This is a genomic window from Paenisporosarcina cavernae, from assembly GCF_003595195.1.
GTDB lineage: Bacteria > Bacillota > Bacilli > Bacillales_A > Planococcaceae > Paenisporosarcina > Paenisporosarcina cavernae.
On sequence record NZ_CP032418.1, the window covers coordinates 831,306 to 855,023 of the forward strand.

Below are 23,718 nucleotides of genomic sequence, written 5' to 3' on the forward strand. Positions count from 1 at the left end.
GAATTTTGTGGCATTTGAATTTCGATTACCCGATATCGGGGAAGGAATCCACGAAGGCGAAATCGTCAAATGGTTCGTAAAAGCAGGCGACACAGTCGCAGAAGACGATATTTTATGTGAAGTTCAAAACGACAAAGCAGTTGTTGAAATTCCATCTCCAGTAGCTGGGAAAGTGGAAGAAGTGCTAGTAGAAGAAGGTACTGTCGCAACAGTAGGACAAGTTCTTATTCGTTTAGATGCGCCTGGCTACGAAGATATTCAATTCAAAGGTGGTCACGAAGACGCACCTAAAGGCGAGGAAAAAGCAGAAGAACAAGTGCAAGCTACAGCTGAAAAAGGTCAAGATGTTGATAAAGCTCCAGCAAAAGAACCACAAGCCGAAGCACCTAAAAACGATCAAGCACCAAAAGCTGACGCTGAGAAGGCAGTTCCTTCCTCACCAGATCCAAATGGTCGCGTTATTGCGATGCCATCGGTTCGTAAATTTGCGCGCGATAACGAAGTGGACATTAAAGCAGTAAATGGCTCAGGTAAGAATGGCCGTATACTGAAAGAAGATGTTGAAGCATTCATGAATGGCGGTCAAGACTCTACACCACAACAAAGTGCACAAACAGATAGTTCAGCTGCTGAGCAAGAACAAACAGAACAAGATGCACCAGCTAAACAAGTTATTCCTGAAGGGGAATTCCCTGAAACACGAGAAAAAATGTCAGGAATTCGACGTGCAATTGCGAAGGCTATGGTTCATTCAAAACACACGGCTCCGCACGTAACATTGATGGATGAAGTGGACGTGTCAGAACTTGTCGCACATCGTAAAAAATTCAAAGAAATCGCAGCACAAAAAGAAATCAAATTAACATACTTACCGTATGTCGTGAAGGCGTTAGTCAGCACACTACGTGAATTCCCAGCATTAAATACATCATTCGATGATGAAACAAATGAAGTAATTCACAAACATTACTTCAATATTGGGATTGCAGCGGACACGGATAAAGGATTATTAGTACCAGTTATTAAGAATGCTGATCGAAAATCTGTTTTTGCGATTTCGGATGAAATTAACCAATTAGCTACAAAAGCCCGTGATGGTAAATTAGCTCCTGCAGAAATGAAAGGCGCTTCTTGTTCTATTACAAATATCGGTTCAGCTGGCGGTCAATGGTTTACACCTGTTATCAACCATCCAGAAGTCGCGATTCTTGGAATTGGCCGTATTGCGGAAAAACCTGTAATTAAAAATGGTGAAATCGTAGCAGCACCTGTGTTAGCATTATCATTGAGCTTTGATCACCGTATGATTGATGGAGCAACTGCTCAGCATGCGTTGAATCACATCAAAACATTATTAAGCAATCCAGAACTTTTATTAATGGAGGCGTAAAAACATGGTAGTTGGAGATTTCCCAATTGAAACAGATACACTCGTCATTGGTTCAGGTCCAGGAGGTTACGTGGCTGCAATTCGTGCCGCTCAACTTGGTCAAAAAGTGACAATCGTAGAACGCGAAGAAATTGGCGGCGTTTGTCTAAATGTTGGATGTATTCCTTCAAAAGCACTTATCTCTGTAGGTCATCGTTTCGAACAAGCGAAACATTCGGATGATATGGGGATTACGGCAAACGATGTCACACTTGATTTCTCAAAAGCACAAGCGTTTAAAGAAAGCGTTGTGAAAAAGTTAACAGGTGGAGTAGAAGGATTATTAAAAGGCAACAAAGTAGAGTTAGTACGTGGAGAAGCATACTTTGTTGATGGAAACACAGTGAAAGTGATGGATGAAAAATCATCACAAACGTATACATTCAAACATGCAATTATTGCGACTGGATCTCGTCCAGTGGAGATTCCATCGTTTAAATTTTCAAAACGTGTACTAAGTTCAACGGGAGCTTTAAACTTACAAGAACTTCCGAAGAAATTAGTCGTTATTGGTGGCGGATATATCGGAACAGAGCTTGGAACAGCGTATGCTAATTTAGGCTCTGAAGTAACAATTATCGAAGGCGCTGACGACATTTTAGCAGGATTTGAAAAACAAATGACAACGATCGTGAAAAAAGGATTGAAGAAAAAAGGCGTAGAAGTTGTCGTAAAAGCATCTGCAAAAGGTGTAGAAGAAACAGATTCTGGCGTAACTGTAACTTATGAGGCTGGCGGAGAAGAGAAGAAAGCCGAAGCTGATTACGTATTAGTAACTGTTGGCCGTCGTCCGAATACAGACGAAATGGGTCTTGAAGAATTAGGATTAAAAATGGCAGACCGCGGGTTAATTGACGTAAACGAACAATGTCGCACAAGTGTCGACAATATTTTCGCAATTGGTGACGTTGTATCGGGACCACAACTTGCCCATAAAGCATCTTACGAAGGAAAAGTAGCAGCTGAAGTTATTGGTGGTCAAACGTCTATCGTAGACTACATGGCAATTCCTGCAGTTTGTTTCACAGATCCAGAACTAGCAACGGTTGGTTTATCTGAAGAGCAAGCGAAAAAAGAAGGGTATGAAGTTGCTGCTGGGAAATTCCCATTCGGAGCAAATGGTCGTGCATTAGCATTAAATGCTACAGAAGGTTTCGTGAAATTAGTTTCTCGTAAATCAGATGGTTTATTGCTAGGTGCTCAAATTGTTGGTCAAGGTGCGTCAGACATGATTGCAGAACTTGGTTTAGCAATTGAAGCTGGAATGACAGTGGAAGACATCGCAATGACAATTCACGCACACCCTACTTTGGGAGAAATCGCGATGGAAGCAGCAGAAGTTGTGATGGGTCATCCGATTCATATTTTATCAAAATAAATATTAGAAAACGTGTGGATTCGTCCATGCGTTTTTTTTATTGCCATGGTAAAATGGCATACGAAAGGGATGTGACAGCATGACATACATACGAAATACCGCTATTTTAGGTGCGTTGCTACTAGCGTTATCCGGTTGCGGAGAAGACAATGCTTCAACAGGAGCAACGAAGGATAAAGAAACTGTCGAACCACCAGTATCAGAAGAAACACCGTCCTCTGAAGTCAAAGAAGACACAGTAGAAGTTCCAGAAGAGGATGTGGAGGAAACTCCAGAAGAAATTACGTCACAGTATGAATTAAGTGAAGCAAATTGGACATTGAAACCAATTGCCGATGCACCAGAGAAGGCAGTACTTGTTACAATAGATGATGCTCCGGACAAGCATGCACTTGAGATGGCGACAAAACTAAAAGAATTAGAAGTACCAGCCATTTTCTTTGTAAATGGTCACTTCCTTGATTCAGATGAAGAAAAAGAAGTCGTGAAAGCGATCCATGAGATGGGATTCCCAATTGGTAACCATACTCAAACACATGCAAACTTAAAACAACTTTCAGAAGAAGAGCAAAAACAAGAAATCTTAGCAGTAAGCGATGCAGTTGAAGCAATAATAGGAGAACGTCCGATATTCTTCCGTGCGCCATTTGGTTCTAACACGGACTACTCGAAACAATTAGTAAAAGAAGAAGGCATGCTTGCGATGAACTGGACGTACGGGTACGACTGGGAAAAAGCATACATGGATGCAGCAGCATTATCGGACATCATGATCAATACACCATACTTAGTCAATGGTGCGAACTTACTTATGCATGATCGCGATTGGACGAATGAAGCACTTCCAACCATCATTCAAGGATTCCGCGATAAAGGCTACGGTTTTGTTGATCCCGCAACAATTCAAGGTGTTCAATAAGATGAAGAGGAGCTGATTCAGCTGCTCTTTTTTTGGGAGTGAAATTTTTAGGCGAAATAATAGATTCTAACTTTTAAAAAAGAGTTACAAGCGATTTCGCTCATTTTATAAGCGGTTCCAAGAAGTTTTCGAGCGCTTTCACTATTTTGAGAAAGCGACAAATCCTCGAAATTCTCTTTGAGATAACTTCAATCCAATCAAAATTTCATGCAATTTAAAAACACGTATTCCAGTCATTCGGAATACGTGTTTTTTTTTAATAAAATGCTTGGTGTTCTTTAATCACATGTAGTTTTTTCAATTGGTCATCTTCCGGTCCTTGAACTGGTAGTCCTGCTTCGATATTCAATCGGATGTAGTCAATATTATCCTGTGTAATTATTTCCCCTGGAATAAAAATCGGAATACCTGGTGGATATACCATTATAAATTCAGCCGAAATTCGTCCAACCGATTCATCTAGATCAACGATTTCCGTCGTTGCATAAAATGCATCACGAGGTGTCATGGCAAGACGTGGAATGTCAGGAACAGTTACAGACGATTCGACGACTGTTGCTTCTGTTTCGAATTCTTTTGCCATTCGTGCAAGCGCATTGACAAGTATATTCAACTCTTTTTTAGTATCACCTAACGTTACGATACATAAAATGTTGTATAAATCGGATAGTTCCACTTCAATATTCGCTTTTTCACGTAGCCATTCTTCCGCATCATGACCAGATATTCCTAAGTTTTTCACGCTAATTAATAATTTTGTTGGGTCCATATCAAACGTGGCAGAGGTGCCGAGTATTTCCTTCCCCACGCAACGCAAATGAGGAATTTGGTTGATGCGTTTACGAGCATCTTTTGCAAGACGGATTGTCTCGGTTAACATTTCTTCTCCGTGAATAGCTAATTGTCTTCTAGCAGTATCCAGCGATGCTAAAATCGGATAAGACGTTGAAGTGGTGGTTAACATCGACAAAATCGATTGCACACGTTTCGGTGAAACAAGTCCTTCTTTGACATTTAAGACGGAGCTTTGTGTCATGGATCCACCTAGCTTGTGTACAGATGTTGCGGCCATATCGGCACCAGCTTGCATGGCAGATACGGGTAAGGATTCATGAAATTTAATATGAACGCCATGCGCTTCGTCTACCACGACAGGAATATCGCGAGCGTGAGCAAGATCTACAATTCGTTTTAAATCCGCAGCGACACCAAAATAGGTTGGGTTAATGACAAGAACTGCTTTTGCATCTGGATTTGCCTCTAATGCTTTTTCAACGGATTCTGCAGAAATTCCGTGTGAAATTCCAAGTTCAATATCCACTTCTGGGTGAATGAAAACAGGGACTGCGCCAGCAAATACAATGGCGGACATAATCGATTTATGGACATTTCGAGGGACGATAATTTTATCTCCCGGTCCAACAACTGTTAGAATCATGGTCATAATCGCTCCACTTGTTCCTTGAACGGAAAAGAAAGTGTGATCTGCACCAAACGCTTCAGCTGCTAATTCTTGTGCTTTTTTAATTGCCCCTTTTGGCGAATGAAGATCGTCAAGTGGCGCAATATTGATTAAATCTATGGAGAGGATATTGTCCCCTACAAAATCACGAAAAGCAGGGTCGATGCCTGCTCCTTTTTTATGTCCAGGTATATGAAATTGAACAGGATGACGGTTTCGGTGTTTTAATAAAACATCAAATAGTGGTGTTTCTAATTGTGACAAGGTATTAAACCCCCACTTCCTAAAGTAAAAAACAAATGAATTATAGCACATCTCACTTCATGTTAAAATGAAAAAAGGAGGTGGTAGGCATGAATTATTCAACACGTGTGACAGATTTATTGGGAATTAAGTATCCCATTATTCAAGGGGGACTTGCTTATTTAGCATATGCAGATCTTGCTGCTGCAGTTTCAAATGCCGGTGGTCTAGGACAAATTACAGCAATGAGTTTAGATAATCCGGAAAGTTTACGACAAGAAATACATAAAGTGCGTACTTTGACAGATCAACCATTTGGCGTAAATTTTGCGATTGGAAACCATGGACGTGCATTTTTGGACATGTTACAAGTAGCGATTGATGAGAAAGTTCCTGTGATTTCGATGACGGGAGGCAATCCTGCCCCGATTTTTGAACAACTTAAAGGAACGGCATGTAAAACTCTCGTGTTAGTGGCTGCTGTTAGACAAGCGCAGAAAGCGGAAGCCCTAGGAGCAGATGCAGTTATGGTAGTAGGACAAGAAGGAGGAGGGCACCTTGGAAGAGATGATGTAGGAACATTTGTCTTAATTCCAAGAGTAGTAGATGCAGTCAAGATTCCTGTCATCGCTTCAGGAGGGATTGGAGATGGGAGAGGATTCATGGCGGCACTCGCTTTAGGTGCAGAAGGTATAGAAATGGGAACTCGTTTTATTGCCACAAAAGAGTGTGTCCACGCATCGGAAGCATATAAACACCATTTACTTCAAGCGACGGAAACAGATACGACGGTGATTAAGCGATCAATCGGTGCACCAGCAAGGGCATTAACGAATGCATGGACAGATACTATTCTCTCTATTGAAGAAAAAACACCTTCCTATGAAGCCTTAAAAACGTATATAAGTGGCGAAGCAAATAAAAAATATATATACGATGGGGATGCTTCAAATGGATTTGGCTGGGCTGGACAAGTTACCGGTTTAATACAAGATATCCCAAGTGTCCAAGAACTATTTGATCGAATAATTAGTCAAGGAGATTCGATTCGGATGAAATGGAACGTACAAATTTAGACGTAGAAAGTAGGAATGAACATGAACTATTCGTATCCTTTTTCAAGTGATTGGAAAACGGAAGAAATCGTAACGGTTGTTGAATTTTTTCAAGCAATTGAACAAGCGTTTGAAGGAGGAATTAAGAAAGAAACGTTACTTTCAAAGTATCGAGCATTTCAATCTGTTATTCCGTCAAAAGCAGAAGAAAAAACACTTTTCCGAGAGTTTGAAAAAGAAAGTGGCTACGCCTCTTTTGAAGCAGTGAAAAAATTAAAAGACGCGAAAGATGGAGCGATTATTCGTGGGGGTAGAGATTAACGAGTTTGTTTTTACGAATAAAGTGGATAGCACAATATGACCATGAGCGATTATTCATTAGTTCATGGTTTTTTGTATGTACGGTATAAAAAGAAGTCATGGATCGTAGGGCTAAAATGAATAAGTATTCTAAAAAAATAGCCTCATGAAGCTGACGCACTTCATGAGGCACTCTGTTCACTTTACTCCATTCAATATGTTGTAAACGGGAAGTAGTTTTTCGAATGTCTCTTCTATGAGCTTCGCAAACTCTTCATCGCTCATTGTGATAGCTTCTTCTCTAGGGATGTGTCTTCCAATCACAAATTCACCTTTTTTCACATCACGTAACCGAACGAGCAAACTTTCCAGAATTTCTTTTTTTGCATCTTTTAATGTTACACCTTCTGGTGACATATGATCTCCGGATACAACAAAATCTGCGGGCAATTTTTTTAACGTCGGGAGCTTTTTCAATAGACGTTCGGCCATAAGAGATTTATCTTTTGCTTCATAAATAACTGCCAGAATGATGAATGCATGAGAACCCCATAAGCCAATTTGAAAATGAGGAATTGCTTTATATCCACGTTTGTTGGGAGCTAGTGCTACCCAGGAATCTTTCGGAGGATTGACAGTTCTCCGAAGGTGTTTTGCAATATGTACATGAAATTCGTTGCCAAAACTTTCCGTAAAATAAGTTTTATAACGATCTCCAAATTGCTGGAATTTAGGGCGTACTATCTCTGTTAGTGCTTGCATACGTTGTTCTAATCCGTCTACTTCGAATACCTCAAAGTCGGATTTCGTAAAAGCTGGAATCATATTTATCTCCTTTCCACATTTCCTACGTTTAGTTTAATGAAAAGATGGGAAAAAATCATGTAAGAAAGATTAAAAGCTTGCATATACTTATAATAAAAAATCGGAATATTCCGATATATACAAAAAGAAAAGGGGTGTACATCATGAAACAAGTCGTGCATATTATTCGAAAAGATGAATTAGAGAGAAAACAATCTTATGCGCTTCGATTAGAGCAAGATTATGAATTAGCTAGTCTTTTCGATGCCATGCAACGTGGAGATGAAGTAGAAAAGGAAAAGAGTATTCTACGTTTGAAACAGATTCACGAAGAATTGGAGGCTCTCCATGTACTCGTTCAATAACTTCACCTTATACAGGTAATGCACCGATTGTCCACTTGCGACAAGAGGTGCATTTTTTCGTTATACTAGAAGCAATTGAAGGAGTGGTACTTTTGACAACGGACACAATACAGTCATTCGCTAGAATGCTAATCATAGAAGCAGGTAGTAAAATTCGTGCATCCTTAGACGGGGATATCTGGATCTCTTCTAAGTCGAACGTAAATGATTTAGTGACGAACATCGATCAAGATATTGAGAAGTTTTTCATTCAACGAATAAAAGAATCATATCCTACCCATCGAGTGATGGGTGAGGAAGGTTTTGGAGACAGCGTGGAATCGCTTGAAGGTGTCGTATGGATTTTAGATCCGATTGATGGCACGATGAATTTTATCCATCAAAAAAGGAATTTCGCCATTTCACTAGGTATCTACATGGATGGAAAACCAGCATTTGGGTTTGTGTTTGATGTTATGTTAGAGGAGCTTTACGAAGCAGAAAAAGGACAAGGTGCTTATTTAAATGGCAAACCCATCCCTCCCCTTGAAGAAGCGCATCTTTCTGAAGCGCTAGTTGGAATGAATGCTAGTTGGTCCATTCCAAATAAGCGTATTGAGCACGATGGGATGATTCAACTTGTTCGAGATGTAAGGGGAATTCGTTCCTATGGTTCTGCAGCCTTAGAAACGGTGTATGTAGCCACGGGGAGATTAGATGCTTATATGTCGATGCGATTAAATCCTTGGGATATCGCAGGTGGAAGAATTATTGCAGAAGAAGTAGGTGCTGTGGTAACAAACCTTCGTGGAAATGAGTTGACGATGGTCGACAAAGATACGTTTTTCATTGCCAACAAAAGTATTCATCGTCAAATTATTGAAAAGTACATTCGTTTAAAATAAAAAAACGGTCGCTCTAGAAAAAAGAGTGACCGTTTTGTCTTTTACAGTGTTCCGTCGTCGCGCATCTTTTTCTTCGTCTTAAATCCAAATCCCATGATTAGAATTAGAAGTAAAATACTGAACAGAACACCAGGAATAGAACGTAAACCTACGAATACTCCAATCGCAAACATTGAAATTAATGCACCGAGTGAATACAGTACAAATACCCATTTAATCGACTTCATATTAGTTGCTCCCTACTTGTGAAATAAACTGTTTATTATAAATAAAGATAATTATTGTAAATCTGTGCTATAATATCACAGTTATGGACTCGAAAAAAGAAGATGGAGTGAAACAATGACAAATTTACGTCAAGACTTAAGAAATATTGCAATCATTGCCCACGTTGACCACGGAAAAACAACATTAGTTGACCAATTACTGAAGCAATCTGGAATTTTCCGTTCCAATGAACAAGTAGACGAACGTGCAATGGACTCGAACGACATTGAACGCGAACGTGGTATTACTATTCTAGCAAAAAATACTGCAATTCAATATAAAGATGTAAAAATTAATATTTTGGATACGCCTGGACATGCTGACTTCGGAGGCGAAGTAGAACGAATCATGAAAATGGTAGATGGTGTTCTACTAGTAGTAGATGCGTATGAAGGATGTATGCCTCAAACTCGTTTTGTATTGAAAAAAGCGTTAGAACAAAATTTACAACCAATCGTAGTTGTAAACAAAATTGACCGTGACTTTGCTCGTCCTGAAGAAGTTGTAGACGAAGTACTGGAACTTTTCATTGAGTTAGAAGCAAATGATGATCAATTAGAGTTCCCAGTAATTTACGCTTCTGGTATTAACGGCACTGCGAGTTTATCTCCAGATCCAGCTGACCAAGAAGAAACGATGCAAGTAATTTACGATGCAATTATCGATAAAATTCCTGCACCAATTGACAACAGTGAAGAAGGATTACAATTCCAAGTATCGCTTTTAGATTACAACGATTATGTAGGTCGTATTGGGATTGGACGTATTTTCCGCGGAACAATGTCAGTAGGACAACAAGTTTCTCTTATGAAGCTTGATGGCAAAGTGAAAAACTTCCGTGTGACGAAAATGTTTGGTTTCATGGGACTTAAACGTATCGAAATTCAAGAAGCCAAAGCTGGAGATCTAGTAGCGGTATCTGGAATGGAAGATATCAACGTTGGGGAAACAGTTTGTCCAACAGAACAACCAGAAGCATTGCCAATTTTACGTATTGATGAGCCAACACTTCAAATGACATTCTTAGTAAACAATAGTCCGTTTGCTGGTCGTGAAGGGAAATGGGTAACTGCTCGTAAAATTGATGAGCGTCTTCAAGCACAATTAGAAACAGATGTATCGTTGCGTGTTGACCCAACCGATTCACCGGATGCATGGATTGTTTCTGGTCGTGGCGAGTTGCATTTATCGATTTTAATTGAAAACATGCGCCGTGAAGGTTTTGAACTTCAAGTGTCTAAACCGGAAGTAATCGTTCGTGAGATTGATGGAGTACGCTGCGAGCCAGTAGAACGCGTTCAAATTGATATTCCAGAAGAACATGTTGGATCGATTATTGAATCAATGGGTGAGCGTAAAGGTGAAATGCTTGATATGGTGAACAATGGTTCTGGTCAAGTACGTTTAACGTTTATGGTGCCTGCACGTGGATTAATCGGGTATACGACAGATTTCTTAACACTTACTCGTGGTTACGGAATTATCAACCATACGTTTGATAGCTACCAACCAATGGCACAAGGTCGTGTTGGTGGACGTTCGAAGGGTGTACTTGTTTCCATGGAAACTGGTAAAGCTTCCGAATACGGAATTTTAGGTGTAGAAGATCGTGGAACGATTTTCGTAGAGCCAGCGACAGATATTTATGAAGGAATGATCGTTGGAGAGCATACGCGTGATAATGACTTAACCGTTAATATTACGAAAGTAAAAGCAGCGAACAACATTCGTTCTGCGAATAAAGAAGCGACAACTACTCGTAAAAAACCACGTATTATGACGCTTGAAGAAGCATTAGAATACCTGAATGATGATGAGTACTGTGAAATTACGCCACAATCGATTCGTTTACGTAAAAAGATTTTAGATAAAAACGAACGTGAACGTCTTGCGAAGAAAAAGAAATACGCAGAACAAGACGCATAAGAAAGGGGTAGGCTAAATGGAAGAGCAACAGTTTGTGTATGAACATATGTATCCCATAGCCCGCTCGATTTATGAATTTATGCCAAACTACGATGTAGCTGGGTACGTATTGTTTGCGCTGATCTTTTTACTTTCCGCATTAGTGTATAAATTAGGATTTGCGAAAAAGTTACCTCTACGACAAAATGTGATCATCTACACATTCTTATTTGTAGGTTGTTTGGTCCTTACATTCTTGGCATTCTTTTTGCCAGTGGTAGAAGGATTAATCATCGCAGCATTGATCCTTATTCTATATAAAATCCGATTGCGAAATGAAAAGAAACAAGGAATGATTTAACGATAGAAGACCTACACGAGTCAGTTGACTTGAGTAGGTCTTTTTATTGAACTGAATTTGTCGCTATTGAGAGTTGGTATATTCTCTAAAGAGGGTTTTTAGACTCGGTGCACCGATAGAATGGGGTTCTGCGCTGATAGAATGCTGATGACCGCTTATAGAGGCCACTTTCTAATACAATTCCGGTAGTCATGATATTTTTTTATCGACAAAAATAGATTTAAATAATTTGTCGTTTAGGCAACATAAAAAAGCCCCAGCTCACAAAAAGTGTGCTGGGGTTCAGTTTATTGTTTTGGTAGCAACCTTGTCAGGACTGGTAATGAGAAAATATAAAGTATATGTATCAATGACCACCAAAAAAATGCAGCATAATCATCCCACGATGGAACGTCTTTTATTGCTAAGAAGCTTAGTGGAAAGTACAAGAAAATAGTTGGAAAACCTAGAACAACTGCAACTAACAGGAGAGAACGAAACCGTTCCAGCTCTAGTCTCCCTCGTAAATACATGTACACTATTCCAATTACTACGGCAATAATGAGATGAAAAGCAAACTCTATGACTTCATTCCATTGAACGGAACCAATAATGGGAATGAAGTCTACGTTTAGCAATAATGTATACACATTAAGGTTAGTTGTAACTTCAACCATCTTTAATCCAAGTCCAAGTATTGTCCCGCTAAGCAAACCAGTAAGTGTGCCTTCCCTTACGACACGGCTAGACATTAGAAATCCTCTTCAATTCGTCTGGAACTTTTATAAAAACGAAATGTTCCAGTTGCTAATCGTTTGTTTGTTTTTTCGGCGATTCGGTCGTGGCATGTTTCACACATGAATGTGTGGATGGGACGATTTCGCAATTTTTTTGCATATGGTGTGTCATCACCAAGTTGTTCGATTGTATCACAAATCACACACTTTACTCGCATATGATTTCCTCCTATTCCACACGGATAGCTGAAACATTTTTAATGGGATTGTTTCGGTTGGAACCATCTGTTTTCAATACATAAACGGGACCATCCTCATTTAACGGTTTTCCCTCTAAACTATATTGTAACAAAATCGTATTCAAATCTTGAAATGCAAAGGCGTGATCAATTCCATCCGTTGTTTCGAAAATAAGTTGTGTTGCATCAGCTGCTGGTTCTGCGTTTTTGATAAACGGTTCTAACAGTATTCCGAAAGTACCTGTTAACATTTTTGTTTTTTCGTATTTCTTTTCCGTTTTTAACGTCGGAGGGACAGTTGCACCTTCCATGATTTCACGTGACCAGTGAGCCGACATATCTTTTGTATATGCTAGATTGGGATCGATTTCCACACGTTCTTCCACAAAATACGTAGTTAAATCAATTTTACGGTCATCGAAAATCCACACCGTTGGATCAAGAGTGATGGTATATTTGACGTTTCCTTTTATCGGTATAATTCTTTCCATTTGTTTCTCCTCCTATTAAAACCTTTATGTACTATAGTTAGTATAACGCTTCCTTGTAACAGAAGCGACACTTGCAATTTCGTTGCTACAAAGATACACTTTAAAGAGAATCTAGAAGGTATGGGGGCGTCCTCATGGAAATTAAATCGGCTCAGACGTATCAGGAAGCGGCCATGCAATTACTTATGGAAGATGCAGAGAAAATTGCTAAACTGATCAAAGTCCAAATGGACCATTTAACAATGCCACAATGTCCTCTATATGAGGAAGTCTTAGATACACAAATGTTTGGCTTATCAAAAGAAATAGATTTTGCTGTAAAGCTTGGTTTAATCGAACGAGAGCAAGGGAAAAATCTCTTAAGTAGTTTAGAAAAAGAACTTTCCATTTTACACGAGGCTTACACAGACAAATAGATTGAAACTCAAACTTTTTTCTGTTTGAGTTTTTTTCATACAGACATCTTTCAAATGAGGTTCTTTTCATGCATACATATTTAAAACGTTACATGCAACATTTTGATTACCCTTTGTTTATCACGTTCGTTGGCCTCTGCCTATTTGGACTGGTGATGATTTATTCCGCTAGTATGGTTTGGGCAATGAATGTGTATGACTATGCACCGGATCATTTCTACAAACGTCAGTTACTCAATCTCGGTGTGTCTATACCAGTTTTTTTATTGGGGGCGTTTATTCCGTACAAGCATTATCGTCGAAAATCGATGATGGGATTAATGCTATTAGTGATGTTCACGCTCCTTTTTGGTGTGCATTTTATCGGTGATGAAGTGAATGGCGCTAAGTCGTGGATTGTTTTAGGTCCTCTACGTTTACAACCTTCTGAGTTGGCCAAAATTATTATGATTCTTTACTTCTCAGCTGTATTTGCAAATAAGGAATCGAAAGGTACGCTCAATCAATTAAACGAATCAATTTATCCGCCGATTGCCGTTTTGCTCCTTGCATTTTTTTCTGTTTTCACAGAAGTCGATTTAGGTTCAGCGGGAATTATTCTATTCGTGACGCTATCAATTTTGCTTGCAAGTGGGATTAAAGGGAAAACATTCGCCAAGCTATTTGGTGTTATCTTTGCATTAATTGCTGTGGCATCTCCTATTTTATATTTAATACGAGATACGTTCATTACGGAAAAGAGAATCGAACGTCTTGAAGCGTTTCTCCATCCTTTTGATTATGCACAAAGCTCTGGATTTCAAATTGTGAATGGCTATTTAGCAATTGGAGCAGGAGGTTTAAAGGGACTAGGATTAGGTCAGTCTGTCCAAAAGCTTGGATACTTACCTGAACCACAAACAGATTTTATCATGGCGATTATCGCAGAAGAACTTGGACTTGCGGGTACACTAATCGTTATAGGTGGAATAGGTTTCATCGTGCTTCGTGCACTTTCTATAGCAATGAAAGCAAAAGATACACAGGCTCGAATGATTGCTGCGGGTATTGGCAGTCTTATCGGATTTCAGACGTTTATCAACTTGGGAGGATTGCTTGGTTTGATCCCCCTTACAGGTGTTCCATTACCATTCATTAGTTATGGTGGTACTTCCGTGGTGTTATTATCCCTCGCAATGGGGATTTTAATAAATGTAGCAATGTTTGTGAAAGTCGAAAATTCTCGTAGCTAGGGGTGCTAGAAAAGATGAAAACCATTCAAAAGATTTTAGTTGCAAACCGCGGAGAAATTGCCATTCGGATTTTCCGTGCTTGTACAGAATTGAAAGTGAAAACGGTAGGTATTTATTCAAAAGAGGATCAGTCGTCGTTTCATCGCTACAAAGCCGATGAATCGTATCTCGTAGGGGAAGGGAAAAAACCGATTGATGCTTACTTGGATATTGAAGGAATTATTGCAATTGCGAAGAAAAGCGGGGCAAATGCGATTCATCCTGGATACGGGTTTTTATCGGAGAACTTAGAGTTTGCTAAACGATGTGAAGAAGAGGGCATTATTTTTATAGGGCCGACATCCACTCATTTAGACATGTTTGGAGACAAAGTAAAAGCAAGGCAGCAAGCAGTTGCCGCTAATATTCCTGTTATACCTGGTAGTGATGGTCCAATCTCATCTGTAGACGATGTCAAAGCTTTTGGGAATGAATTCGGATACCCACTCATGATCAAGGCTGCTCTAGGTGGTGGTGGACGTGGAATGCGGATTGTGCCTTCGGAATCGGAAGTAGAAGAAGCGGTTGAACGAGCACAATCGGAAGCGAAGGCAGCGTTTGGCTCAGATGAAGTGTATGTAGAAAAATTTGTGGATAAACCAAAGCATATTGAAGTCCAAATTATAGGGGACAAGCATGGGAACATTGTGCATTTGTATGAAAGGGACTGTTCAATTCAACGTCGACATCAAAAGGTCGTGGAAATTGCTCCCTCTAATTCGTTGGATCCAGCACTTCGTGACAAAATTTGTGAAGCTGCTGTAGCGCTTGCGAAAAATGTTGGCTACATCAATGCTGGAACAGTAGAATTTTTAGTTCAGGGAGATCAGTTTTATTTCATTGAAGTAAATCCGCGTATACAAGTAGAGCACACGATTACAGAAATGGTCACCGGAATCGATATTGTACATACGCAAATTCTGATTGCCGATGGGGAAATGATCTTTGGAGATGCAATTGGAATCCCTTCGCAAGAGAAGATTCCACTACTCGGCTTCGCGATTCAGTCTCGAGTGACGACAGAAGATCCGTTAAATCAGTTTATGCCCGACACAGGTAAATTAATGGTTTACCGTTCTGGAGGCGGTTTCGGCGTTCGATTAGATGCTGGAAATGGGTATCAAGGAGCGATTATTACGCCGTTTTATGACTCCTTGCTTGTGAAAGTTTCGACATGGGGGAAGACGTTTAAAGAAGCGGCAGCGAAAATGGATCGAAATTTACAAGAATTTCGTATTCGAGGAATAAAAACAAATATTCCATTTTTAGAAAATGTCGTCAAACATCCGAACTTTTTATCCGGTGATTTTAATACGAGCTTTATAGACTCAACGCCGCAGTTGTTTTTATTCCCAACAAGAAAAGACCGGGGAACCAAATTACTCACGTATATCGGAAATGTGACCGTAAATGGTTTTCCAGGAATTGAACGCACGGAAAAGCCTTCTTTTGCGAAACCAAGAATTCCGGAAATTGCGAATGTGACACCAACAAGCGGAACGAAACAGTTATTAGATCAGCTTGGTCCTGAAGGATTAGTAAAATGGATAAAAGATCAAAATGACGTCTTAATAACGGATACTACAATGCGTGATGCACATCAATCATTGTTGGCGACTCGCGTTCGTTCGCATGATATGTTCAAGATCGCTGAACAATCGGCGCATGGATTACATGATGCATTTTCTTTTGAAATGTGGGGCGGAGCGACATTTGATGTTGCGTATCGATTCTTGAAAGAAAATCCATGGGATCGTTTAATAACGTTGCGTGAAAAGATGCCAAATGTCTTGTTGCAAATGTTAGTTCGCGGAGCGAATGCAGTTGGTTATACGAACTATCCAGATAATGTCATTCGTGAATTCATCTTGAAATCTGCTCAAGCAGGAGTGGATGTTTTCCGTATATTTGATAGCTTAAACTGGATTAAAGGAATGGAAGTTGCAATTGATGCGACACGCCAATCTGGAAAAATTGCAGAAGCGGCTATTTGTTACACTGGAGATATTTTAGATGATTCACGTGCGAAGTATACGGTGCAATATTATAAAGATATGGCAAAAGAGTTAGAAGCTACTGGTGCTCATATTTTAGCTATTAAAGATATGGCCGGATTACTTAAACCAGAAGCAGCGTACCGACTTATTAGTGAATTGAAAGACTCCATTTCTTTACCGATTCATTTGCATACGCATGATACTAGTGGGAACGGAATCTATATGTATAGCCGTGCAATTGATGCAGGTGTCGATATCGTAGATACAGCCCTTGGTACTATGGCTGGCTTAACATCTCAACCGAGTGCAAATACACTCTACTATGCGTTAAGTGGGAAAGAACGAGCATTAAGAGCTGATATTAACGAAATCGAGAAGCTTTCAAACTATTGGGAAGACGTGCGCAAGTATTACAGTGACTTTGAATCAGGGATGATGAGCCCACATACTGAAATTTATGTGCACGAAATGCCAGGTGGTCAATACTCGAATTTACAACAACAAGCGAAAGCAGTTGGATTAGGAAATCGTTTTGAGGAAGTAAAAGACATGTATTCCCGCGTTAACTTACTATTTGGAGATGTAGTGAAAGTGACTCCATCTTCAAAAGTAGTAGGGGACATGGCGTTATTTATGGTACAAAATGATTTAGACGAAAGAAGCGTTTTAGAAAAGGGAAAAACGATCGATTTCCCAGACTCTGTGATCGAATTCTTCCAAGGCTATATCGGGCAACCATATGGTGGCTTCCCAGAAGAATTACAGAAAGTAATCTTAAAAGATCGGAAAGCGATTACTATTCGGCCAGGAGAACTGCTTGAGCCAGTTGATTTTGAGAGTTTGAAAGAACAGTTATTTAATAAGTGGAACCGTCCAATTAGTAGTCATGAAGTGTTAGCTTATTCCCTTTATCCAAAAGTATTCGACGAATTTATGGAAACGACAAAACAATTCGGAGATGTGTCTGTTCTTGATACACCAACCTTTTTATATGGAATGAAGCTTGGGGAAGAGTTAGAAGTAGAAATCGAAACAGGAAAGACACTTTTAGTGAAACTAGTTTCGATTGGTCAAGCACAAGCGGATGGGAAGCGTACGTTGTACTTTGAACTAAATGGACAACCACGAGAAATTGATATTCAAGATGTCACGGTAGAAAGCACTGGACCAGTAAAAGCGAAAGCGGATGCAGGAAATCCACAACATATTGGTGCGACAATGCCTGGAACGGTTCTGAAAGTGTTAGTAGACGTTGGAAGTAAAGTGAAACGTGGAGAACATTTACTTATTACCGAAGCAATGAAGATGGAAACAACTGTCCAAGCGCCATATGATGGAATTGTGAAACAAATCCATGTATCTGCTGGCAGTTCGATTGCGACGGGAGAATTATTGATTGAAATGGAAAAAATGTAAATAAGAAACTAACATGTTTCATTCAACTAAAAAACTGACTTCTAGACAACTCAATCGTGTCTTAGAAGTCAGTTTTTTGCTTACTACTACGTGAAATTAATAGAACCATGTAACAAAGTAACCCGAAAAGTAAGGAAATAAAGAGGGAATGTAGCAAAGCCACGTAAAGATTAAGACTTGTTAATACAACAAACATTCCAGACGTCACTTGAAGTGAGACGATGATGAAAGCAATGAGCCAACCTTTCACGAGAACTTTTTCATTTCGGTAATGTTTCATCACGTGCCAGAGGATTAAACCGATCCAAATGAAAATTAACGCCGCTGCAGTTCGGTGCCCCATTTGAATCCATTGGTACATGTTAGATGGGAGACTAAAATCTCCATTGTTGCACAATGGCCAGTCCAAACAAACAAGACTTGAATCTGTATGTCGAACGAGTGCACCTGTATAAATAACAATATAGGAATACAATGCCACACCAATGGTGTTTTTTCGCAACGCGGAACTTATGGCTAGTTGGTCCGCCTTAAATTTACGATCTACTTCAAAGATTAATAAAGTTAAGAGTAAAACAGAAGCAAATGAAATTAAGGAGATACCAAAATGTAAAGCTAAGATGAAATCTCCTTGTCCCCAAAGCACTTGAGCTGCACCAACTAAAGCTTGGAGAACTAAGAAAAAGATAGCGGAAATAGAAAGTAGTTTTGTTTCCCTAATGTGCCCAATCCACCGCCATGCAAAAATAGCGAGTAAGACAATTAAGATACTAACGGAGCCAGTGACGACACGATGTGAAAATTCGATCAACACTTCTGGAGTGATGACACTCGGAATTAATTCTCCATTACATCCTGGCCAGTGACGACCGCATCCCATTCCACTACCCGTCTTTGTAACGAGTGCTCCACCTAGTAAAATGAGTAACATACCTAAAGTAGAAGCAACGGATAAAATTTTTAAAATTCGTGTTTTAAGCACATGTTCACCTTCTTTTAATACGACAATTGGGATTACATCCCTGCTTGTTTGATAATAGCGAAGATAACAGGAAAAAACAATGTGCAGAGGCAATCAACTCCTAGATAGAAGGGACTAGCTTCACAAATTGTTCATAAAAATCCCCTTTTAGCATAGAAAAACCCATCAATTTTCGATATAGTAAGGATAGCGGAATATGCTTAGAAACTCGAAGGGAGGAGTTATATGTCAAACGGGCGAAGTATGGTTGTAGCTGAAGGATCAAATTCAGATACAAAAACACTTATAGCAGATTTTTTGGCACTTATTAAAATTGGAATCGTCAATTCCAATCTCATTACTGCTTTCACTGGATTATGGTTGGCTTTTCAATTTACAGACCGTCATTTTTTAGCTGAACTTGACGTGTTAATTTTGACAATGTTCGGAACAGCTTTTATCATAGCCGGTTCTGCAGCGATGAATAATTTTATTGATCGTGATATTGATCCGTTTATGGCGAGCAAAAAAGCTAGGCCGACAGTGACAGGTCGTTTTAAACCAAGTACCGTTTTGTCGATTGCCCTCATCTTTCTTGTGATAGGCGAGATTTTGTTATTTTCGGTTAACTTATCAGCCGGAATATGGGGATTAGCTGGTATCATTAGTTACGTTGTACTTTATACAATGTGGTCCAAACGAAAGCATGTAAGCAACACTATAGTAGGAAGTATCTCTGGTGCAATTCCTCCAGTAATTGGTTGGGCAGCGGTAGAACCATCTTTAGGTTTTGGCGCAATTGCACTTTTCCTCATCATGTTTGCTTGGCAGCCGCCTCATTTTTATGCGTTAGCGATGAAACGAACAGAGGAGTATCGCGCAGCTGGAATTCCAATGTTGCCGGTAATCAAAGGATTTAAGCGGACAAAAGTATCCATGCTTGGTTGGATCTTACTTTTATTCCCTCTGCCATTTTTATTGGCGAAGCTTGGTATTGTTTTTTTAATACTTGCAACCGCATTAAATATCGGTTGGTTGTTACTTGCAATCAAAGGATTTAAAGTAGATGATGATTTAAAGTGGGCAAAAGGAATGTTCATTTATTCACTAAACTATATGACCATTTTGTTTGTATCCATGATTATCTTCTCGATTTTCAGCTAATTTTTTACACCATTTTTACATTACATTTCAACTACGAAAGAGGGGTTTGATTAAGCTATGATGAAAGGGCTTAAAAAGTGGCGTCTTTTCTCCATTCTTGCCGCGTTAACAGTATTTCTTTCCGCTTGTGGTAAAGAACAACTTTCTACCTTAACGCCTGCTGGTGAAGTAGGAAAAGAGCAATTGGATTTAATGATCCTATCTACAGGGATTATGGTGCTTGTAATCGTGGTTGTTATTGCCATTTATGCAATTGCAATTGTGAAGTTCCGTCGTTCTAAAGTTGGCGAAAACCATATGCCTAAACAAGTAGAAGGAAGTCACACGTTAGAAATCATTTGGACTATTATTCCGATTATCTTGTTATTAATTCTTGCAGTACCTACAGTTGTTTCCACATACAATCTTGCGGATGTAAAAGGAATGACTGCAAAAGACCAAGAAGGTAATGCGAAAAACTTAACGGTAAATGTTACAGCTAAATTATATTGGTGGGAATTTGAATATCCAGACTTAGGAGTAGTAACTTCTCAAGAATTGGTTGTTCCTACTGGTGAAAAAGTGTACTTCAATATTAAAGCATCTGACGTAAAACACTCGTTCTGGGTTCCAGCAATTGGTGGTAAATTAGATGCGAATACAGATAACTTAAACACATTCTATTTAACTTTTGATGAAAAATCAGAAGGATTAGAAGATGGTGTATTTTACGGGAAATGTGCGGAGCTTTGCGGACCTTCCCATGCTTTGATGGATTTCAAAGTAAAATCCATGGATCGTGATAGTTTCAATACTTGGGTAGATAGCATGAAAGCTACTGGTGAAGAAACAGCTTCTGCAGAAGGTGCTACAGCATCTCAAGGACAAGAACTATTCGAAGCTAGCTGTATGTCATGTCACGCTGTCTCAGGTGCTGGATCAGGTGGCGGAATTGCACCTAACTTAACAACGTTTGGTGATCGCAACCGTGTTGCTGGTTTCTTACCACACGACGAAGAAAATATTAAAGCGTGGATTAATGATCCACAATATTTCAAACCAGGTAACAAAATGCCACAACCTGAAACAATTAATAATGGTAAGAAATTTACAGATGAAGAGTTAAGTGCTCTAGCAGAATACTTACTAGGACTATCTGTTGAAAAATAATTTTTCTTGAACGAAGGAGGTTAAAATTGTGAGTTCGATTGCTCAAAAGCGTGGATTTGGCGCAACTTTATGGGAATACTTAACGACAATTGACCATAAAAAAATTGCCATTTTATATTTATTGTCCGGCGGACTTTTCTTCGTAGTCGGCGGTATCGAGGCAATGCTAATCCGTATTCAATTAGCGCAGCCTGACAATGACTTTGTCAGTGCAGGACTGTTTAATCAGATTATTACGATGCATGGTACGACTATGATTTTCCTTGCGGCCATGCCGTTACTTTTCGGATTCATGAATGCCGTGGTACCACTTCAAATTGGTGCACGTGACGTAGCGTTCCCGTTCTTAAACTCATTAGGTTTCTGGTTATTCTTCTTCGGAGGAGTTTTCCTTAACTTATCATGGTTCCTAGGTGGAGCTCCTGATGCAGGGTGGACATCTTATGCATCCCTTTCTATTTATTCACCAGGACATGGTATTGACTTTTATGCATTAGGACTTCAAATTTCCGGTGCAGGAACATTAATTGCGGGGATTAACTTCCTTGTGACAATTATTAATATGAGAGCACCAGGTATGACTTACATGCGTATGCCATTATTTACATGGACAACGTTTGTAGCATCTGCTCTTATCTTATTTGCTTTCCCTCCATTAACAATCGGTTTATTCTTAATGATTTTTGACCGCATGTTTGGAGCAAATTTCTTTGATCACACAATGGGTGGTAATACGATCATTTGGGAACATCTTTTCTGGATTTTCGGACATCCTGAAGTGTATATCTTAGTATTACCTGCATTTGGTATTTTCTCTGAGATTTTCCCTATTTTCTCTCGTAAACGTTTATTCGGTTACTCTTCTATGGTTTTTGCAACTGTATTGATCGGTTTCTTAGGCTTCATGGTTTGGGCTCACCATATGTTTACAACTGGTTTGGGTGCAACAGCCAATGCGATCTTCGCAGTAGCTACAATGGCAATTGCAGTACCAACTGGTGTGAAAATCTTTAACTGGCTTTTAACAATGTGGGGCGGGAACATTCGCTTTGCAACACCAATGATTTATGCTGTAGCTTTCATTCCAACATTCGTTGCAGGTGGGGTTACTGGTGTTATGCAAGCTGCTGCACCACTTGATTATCAATTACATGATTCGTATTTCATCGTTGCCCATTTCCATTACGTAATCGTAGGTGGAGTAGTGCTCGCTTTATTAGCAGGACTACATTTATATTGGCCAATTATGACGAACAAATTACTTAGCGAAACAATGGGTAAATGGACTTTCTGGTTATTCTTTATTGGTTTCCATTTAACATTCTTCATCCAACATTTCTTAGGATTACTTGGTATGCCACGTCGTGTATTTACGTATGGAGCAGATCAAGGTTGGGATACGTTTAACTTAATTAGTTCATCTGGAGCTGTATTAATGGCTGCTGGTGTAATTATCTTGTTAGTGAATATTGTTATGAGCTTAATGAGCAAGGATTATGTTGGACGCGATCCATGGGGAGACGGACGTACTCTTGAGTGGGCGATTCCACAACCAGTTCCTTTCTATAACTTTGAAAAAACACCATTAGTTCGTGGTTTAGACACGTTCTGGATAGAAAAGCAAGAAGGAAACGAAGAAGGCATGGTATATGCAGAGCCACTTGGTGATATTCATATGCCGAACAATTCCATCATTCCTTTAATTATGGCATTTGGATTGTTTGTAGCTGCTTTTGGAGCAATGTATCATCAAGATGAAGGAAAAGGTTGGACACTTATTTTCCTTATCATTGGGTTATTAATTACGTTAGGTTCTATGGCTGTTCGTTCATTGAAAGATGATCTTGGATACCATGTGCACAAAGAAGATTTACCATCTTACAAAGGGGGTAATGAGTAATGGATCTTAATACAAAATACTCCCCTCAGTCTTGGCCGGATCATCCTGAAACGGCAACGCTTGAAGGTAAAAACAAGTTTGTAGGTTTCTGGCTATTTCTTGGTGGAGAAACTGTTTTATTCGCAAGTTTATTCGCAACGTATTTGGCACTTAAAAATAGAGGACCAGCTACGAGTGAATTTACAACGACGTCATTATTTGAATTGCCACTAGCATTCATTATGACAATGTTACTTTTAACTTCTTCATTAACAAGTGTTTACGCTATGTATCACATGAAGAATTACAACTTTAAGGCAATGCAAGCTTGGTTAGCAATTACAGTACTGCTAGGTCTTGGATTCTTAGGGTTCGAGATTTACGAGTTCTATCATTATGTTCATATCGGCTTTGGCTACACGCACAGTGCATTTAGTTCCGCGTTCTTTACGTTAGTTGGAACACACGGACTCCACGTTATTGTAGGTTTAGGCTGGATTTCATTATTAATGTTGCGAAATGCAAAACGCGGATTTAATCTTTACAATGCACCGAAGTTCTATGTTGCTTCCTTGTATTGGCATTTCATTGACGTAGTATGGGTATTCATCTTCACAGTTGTTTACTTGATGGGAGTGATGGGTTAA

General features: G+C 39.4%; 23 protein-coding genes. 16 read left to right on the forward strand and 7 right to left on the reverse strand.

The window, feature by feature from the left end; all coding sequences use genetic code 11:
* Nucleotides 1–7 precede the first annotated feature (7 nt).
* From D3873_RS04140 to D3873_RS04150, 3 genes are all read left to right on the forward strand, one after another.
* Nucleotides 8–1,390, forward strand: a complete 1,383-nt coding sequence (locus D3873_RS04140; protein WP_119882847.1) for a dihydrolipoamide acetyltransferase family protein — start codon at nucleotides 8–10, stop codon at nucleotides 1,388–1,390.
* A gap of 4 nt (nucleotides 1,391–1,394) precedes the next feature.
* A complete protein-coding gene (lpdA, locus tag D3873_RS04145) occupies nucleotides 1,395–2,807 on the forward strand; it encodes a dihydrolipoyl dehydrogenase (RefSeq protein WP_119882848.1) in 1,413 nt (470 codons plus the stop codon).
* 79 nt (nucleotides 2,808–2,886) lie between these two features.
* Nucleotides 2,887–3,726, forward strand: coding sequence for a polysaccharide deacetylase family protein (locus D3873_RS04150; protein WP_119882849.1), 840 nt, complete (start codon nucleotides 2,887–2,889; stop codon nucleotides 3,724–3,726).
* A 256-nt stretch (nucleotides 3,727–3,982) separates the two neighbouring features.
* On the opposite strand, the gene D3873_RS04155 is transcribed toward D3873_RS04150, so the two are convergent.
* Nucleotides 3,983–5,452, reverse strand: coding sequence for an aminotransferase class I/II-fold pyridoxal phosphate-dependent enzyme (locus D3873_RS04155; protein WP_119882850.1), 1,470 nt, complete (start codon nucleotides 5,450–5,452; stop codon nucleotides 3,983–3,985).
* 89 nt (nucleotides 5,453–5,541) lie between these two features.
* Between D3873_RS04155 and D3873_RS04160 the strand changes: the two genes are divergently transcribed.
* Nucleotides 5,542–6,507, forward strand: a complete 966-nt coding sequence (locus tag D3873_RS04160; RefSeq protein WP_119882851.1) for an NAD(P)H-dependent flavin oxidoreductase — start codon at nucleotides 5,542–5,544, stop codon at nucleotides 6,505–6,507.
* Nucleotides 6,508–6,528: 21 nt separating this feature from the next.
* A complete protein-coding gene (locus D3873_RS04165) occupies nucleotides 6,529–6,807 on the forward strand; it encodes a UPF0223 family protein (protein WP_119882852.1) in 279 nt (92 codons plus the stop codon).
* A 177-nt stretch (nucleotides 6,808–6,984) separates the two neighbouring features.
* Here D3873_RS04165 and D3873_RS04170 read toward each other — a convergent pair whose 3' ends face one another.
* Nucleotides 6,985–7,611 carry a YktB family protein gene (locus tag D3873_RS04170; protein WP_119882853.1) on the reverse strand — a complete coding sequence of 209 codons (627 nt, stop codon included), beginning with the start codon at nucleotides 7,609–7,611 and terminating at the stop codon, nucleotides 6,985–6,987.
* 143 nt (nucleotides 7,612–7,754) lie between these two features.
* On the opposite strand from D3873_RS04170, the gene D3873_RS04175 reads away from it, so the two are divergent.
* Nucleotides 7,755–7,955: a hypothetical protein gene (locus D3873_RS04175; protein WP_119882854.1), complete on the forward strand. Its 201-nt coding sequence runs from the start codon at nucleotides 7,755–7,757 to the stop codon at nucleotides 7,953–7,955.
* A 92-nt stretch (nucleotides 7,956–8,047) separates the two neighbouring features.
* On the forward strand, nucleotides 8,048–8,839 hold the full coding sequence (locus tag D3873_RS04180; protein ID WP_119882855.1) for an inositol monophosphatase family protein: 792 nt from the start codon (nucleotides 8,048–8,050) through the stop codon (nucleotides 8,837–8,839).
* Between the two features lie 41 nt (nucleotides 8,840–8,880).
* On the opposite strand, the gene D3873_RS04185 is transcribed toward D3873_RS04180, so the two are convergent.
* Nucleotides 8,881–9,066, reverse strand: a complete 186-nt coding sequence (locus D3873_RS04185; protein WP_119882856.1) for a YlaF family protein — start codon at nucleotides 9,064–9,066, stop codon at nucleotides 8,881–8,883.
* 115 nt (nucleotides 9,067–9,181) lie between these two features.
* Here D3873_RS04185 and typA point away from each other — a divergent pair, with 115 nt between their 5' ends.
* A complete protein-coding gene (gene typA, locus D3873_RS04190) occupies nucleotides 9,182–11,032 on the forward strand; it encodes a translational GTPase TypA (protein ID WP_119882857.1) in 1,851 nt (616 codons plus the stop codon).
* 16 nt (nucleotides 11,033–11,048) lie between these two features.
* Nucleotides 11,049–11,372: a YlaH-like family protein gene (locus D3873_RS04195; protein WP_119882858.1), complete on the forward strand. Its 324-nt coding sequence runs from the start codon at nucleotides 11,049–11,051 to the stop codon at nucleotides 11,370–11,372.
* A gap of 287 nt (nucleotides 11,373–11,659) precedes the next feature.
* Here the strand turns inward: D3873_RS04195 and D3873_RS04200 are convergent, their stop codons facing one another.
* The 3 genes from D3873_RS04200 to D3873_RS04210 are packed head-to-tail and all read right to left on the reverse strand — an operon-like array spanning nucleotide 11,660 to nucleotide 12,818.
* Nucleotides 11,660–12,103 (reverse strand): hypothetical protein, encoded by a 444-nt coding sequence (locus D3873_RS04200; RefSeq protein ID WP_119882859.1) that lies wholly within the window; start codon nucleotides 12,101–12,103, stop codon nucleotides 11,660–11,662.
* Nucleotides 12,103–12,306 (reverse strand): YlaI family protein, encoded by a 204-nt coding sequence (locus D3873_RS04205; RefSeq protein WP_119882860.1) that lies wholly within the window; start codon nucleotides 12,304–12,306, stop codon nucleotides 12,103–12,105. The genes D3873_RS04200 and D3873_RS04205 overlap by 1 nt, the downstream gene beginning before the upstream one ends.
* Before the next feature lie 11 nt (nucleotides 12,307–12,317).
* On the reverse strand, nucleotides 12,318–12,818 hold the full coding sequence (locus D3873_RS04210) for a peptidyl-prolyl cis-trans isomerase (protein WP_119882861.1): 501 nt from the start codon (nucleotides 12,816–12,818) through the stop codon (nucleotides 12,318–12,320).
* A 134-nt stretch (nucleotides 12,819–12,952) separates the two neighbouring features.
* Between D3873_RS04210 and D3873_RS04215 the strand changes: the two genes are divergently transcribed.
* The 3 genes from D3873_RS04215 (at nucleotide 12,953) to pyc (ending at nucleotide 17,918) form a co-directional block, all read left to right on the forward strand.
* Nucleotides 12,953–13,234, forward strand: coding sequence for an Fpa/YlaN family protein (locus D3873_RS04215; protein ID WP_119882862.1), 282 nt, complete (start codon nucleotides 12,953–12,955; stop codon nucleotides 13,232–13,234).
* Nucleotides 13,235–13,302: 68 nt separating this feature from the next.
* Nucleotides 13,303–14,466, forward strand: a complete 1,164-nt coding sequence (locus D3873_RS04220; protein ID WP_119882863.1) for an FtsW/RodA/SpoVE family cell cycle protein — start codon at nucleotides 13,303–13,305, stop codon at nucleotides 14,464–14,466.
* A gap of 14 nt (nucleotides 14,467–14,480) precedes the next feature.
* The gene (gene pyc, locus D3873_RS04225) at nucleotides 14,481–17,918 is read left to right on the forward strand and encodes a pyruvate carboxylase (protein ID WP_119882864.1); all 3,438 of its coding nucleotides are present in this window, start codon (nucleotides 14,481–14,483) and stop codon (nucleotides 17,916–17,918) included.
* Between the two features lie 61 nt (nucleotides 17,919–17,979).
* Here pyc and D3873_RS04230 read toward each other — a convergent pair whose 3' ends face one another.
* Nucleotides 17,980–18,900: a COX15/CtaA family protein gene (locus D3873_RS04230; protein ID WP_274379956.1), complete on the reverse strand. Its 921-nt coding sequence runs from the start codon at nucleotides 18,898–18,900 to the stop codon at nucleotides 17,980–17,982.
* Nucleotides 18,901–19,125: 225 nt separating this feature from the next.
* Between D3873_RS04230 and cyoE the strand changes: the two genes are divergently transcribed.
* The 4 genes from cyoE to D3873_RS04250 are packed head-to-tail and all read left to right on the forward strand — an operon-like array spanning nucleotide 19,126 to nucleotide 23,718.
* Nucleotides 19,126–20,043 (forward strand): heme o synthase, encoded by a 918-nt coding sequence (gene cyoE, locus D3873_RS04235; protein WP_119882865.1) that lies wholly within the window; start codon nucleotides 19,126–19,128, stop codon nucleotides 20,041–20,043.
* Nucleotides 20,044–20,100: 57 nt separating this feature from the next.
* Entirely contained in the window at nucleotides 20,101–21,192 is a 1,092-nt protein-coding gene (gene coxB, locus D3873_RS04240) for a cytochrome c oxidase subunit II (protein ID WP_119882866.1), read from the forward strand.
* A 28-nt stretch (nucleotides 21,193–21,220) separates the two neighbouring features.
* Nucleotides 21,221–23,092, forward strand: a complete 1,872-nt coding sequence (ctaD, locus tag D3873_RS04245) for a cytochrome c oxidase subunit I (protein WP_119882867.1) — start codon at nucleotides 21,221–21,223, stop codon at nucleotides 23,090–23,092.
* Nucleotides 23,092–23,718 carry a cytochrome (ubi)quinol oxidase subunit III gene (locus D3873_RS04250; protein WP_119882868.1) on the forward strand — a complete coding sequence of 209 codons (627 nt, stop codon included), beginning with the start codon at nucleotides 23,092–23,094 and terminating at the stop codon, nucleotides 23,716–23,718. Before ctaD ends, D3873_RS04250 begins: the two co-directional genes overlap by 1 nt.

What these genes read in the sequence shown, in the direction of transcription:
- lpdA (WP_119882848.1), top strand. Translation starts at nt 1,395, where the DNA reads ATGGTAGTTGGAGATTTCCCAATTGAAACAGATACACTCGTCATTGGT.
- D3873_RS04150 (WP_119882849.1), top strand. Translation starts at nt 2,887, where the DNA reads ATGACATACATACGAAATACCGCTATTTTAGGTGCGTTGCTACTAGCG.
- D3873_RS04160 (WP_119882851.1), top strand. Translation starts at nt 5,542, where the DNA reads ATGAATTATTCAACACGTGTGACAGATTTATTGGGAATTAAGTATCCC.
- D3873_RS04165 (WP_119882852.1), top strand. Translation starts at nt 6,529, where the DNA reads ATGAACTATTCGTATCCTTTTTCAAGTGATTGGAAAACGGAAGAAATC.
- D3873_RS04170 (WP_119882853.1), bottom strand. Translation starts at nt 7,611, where the DNA reads ATGATTCCAGCTTTTACGAAATCCGACTTTGAGGTATTCGAAGTAGAC.
- D3873_RS04175 (WP_119882854.1), top strand. Translation starts at nt 7,755, where the DNA reads ATGAAACAAGTCGTGCATATTATTCGAAAAGATGAATTAGAGAGAAAA.
- D3873_RS04185 (WP_119882856.1), bottom strand. Translation starts at nt 9,066, where the DNA reads ATGAAGTCGATTAAATGGGTATTTGTACTGTATTCACTCGGTGCATTA.
- typA (WP_119882857.1), top strand. Translation starts at nt 9,182, where the DNA reads ATGACAAATTTACGTCAAGACTTAAGAAATATTGCAATCATTGCCCAC.
- D3873_RS04195 (WP_119882858.1), top strand. Translation starts at nt 11,049, where the DNA reads ATGGAAGAGCAACAGTTTGTGTATGAACATATGTATCCCATAGCCCGC.
- D3873_RS04200 (WP_119882859.1), bottom strand. Translation starts at nt 12,103, where the DNA reads ATGTCTAGCCGTGTCGTAAGGGAAGGCACACTTACTGGTTTGCTTAGC.
- D3873_RS04205 (WP_119882860.1), bottom strand. Translation starts at nt 12,306, where the DNA reads ATGCGAGTAAAGTGTGTGATTTGTGATACAATCGAACAACTTGGTGAT.
- D3873_RS04210 (WP_119882861.1), bottom strand. Translation starts at nt 12,818, where the DNA reads ATGGAAAGAATTATACCGATAAAAGGAAACGTCAAATATACCATCACT.
- D3873_RS04215 (WP_119882862.1), top strand. Translation starts at nt 12,953, where the DNA reads ATGGAAATTAAATCGGCTCAGACGTATCAGGAAGCGGCCATGCAATTA.
- D3873_RS04220 (WP_119882863.1), top strand. Translation starts at nt 13,303, where the DNA reads ATGCATACATATTTAAAACGTTACATGCAACATTTTGATTACCCTTTG.
- pyc (WP_119882864.1), top strand. Translation starts at nt 14,481, where the DNA reads ATGAAAACCATTCAAAAGATTTTAGTTGCAAACCGCGGAGAAATTGCC.
- cyoE (WP_119882865.1), top strand. Translation starts at nt 19,126, where the DNA reads ATGTCAAACGGGCGAAGTATGGTTGTAGCTGAAGGATCAAATTCAGAT.
- coxB (WP_119882866.1), top strand. Translation starts at nt 20,101, where the DNA reads ATGATGAAAGGGCTTAAAAAGTGGCGTCTTTTCTCCATTCTTGCCGCG.
- D3873_RS04250 (WP_119882868.1), top strand. Translation starts at nt 23,092, where the DNA reads ATGGATCTTAATACAAAATACTCCCCTCAGTCTTGGCCGGATCATCCT.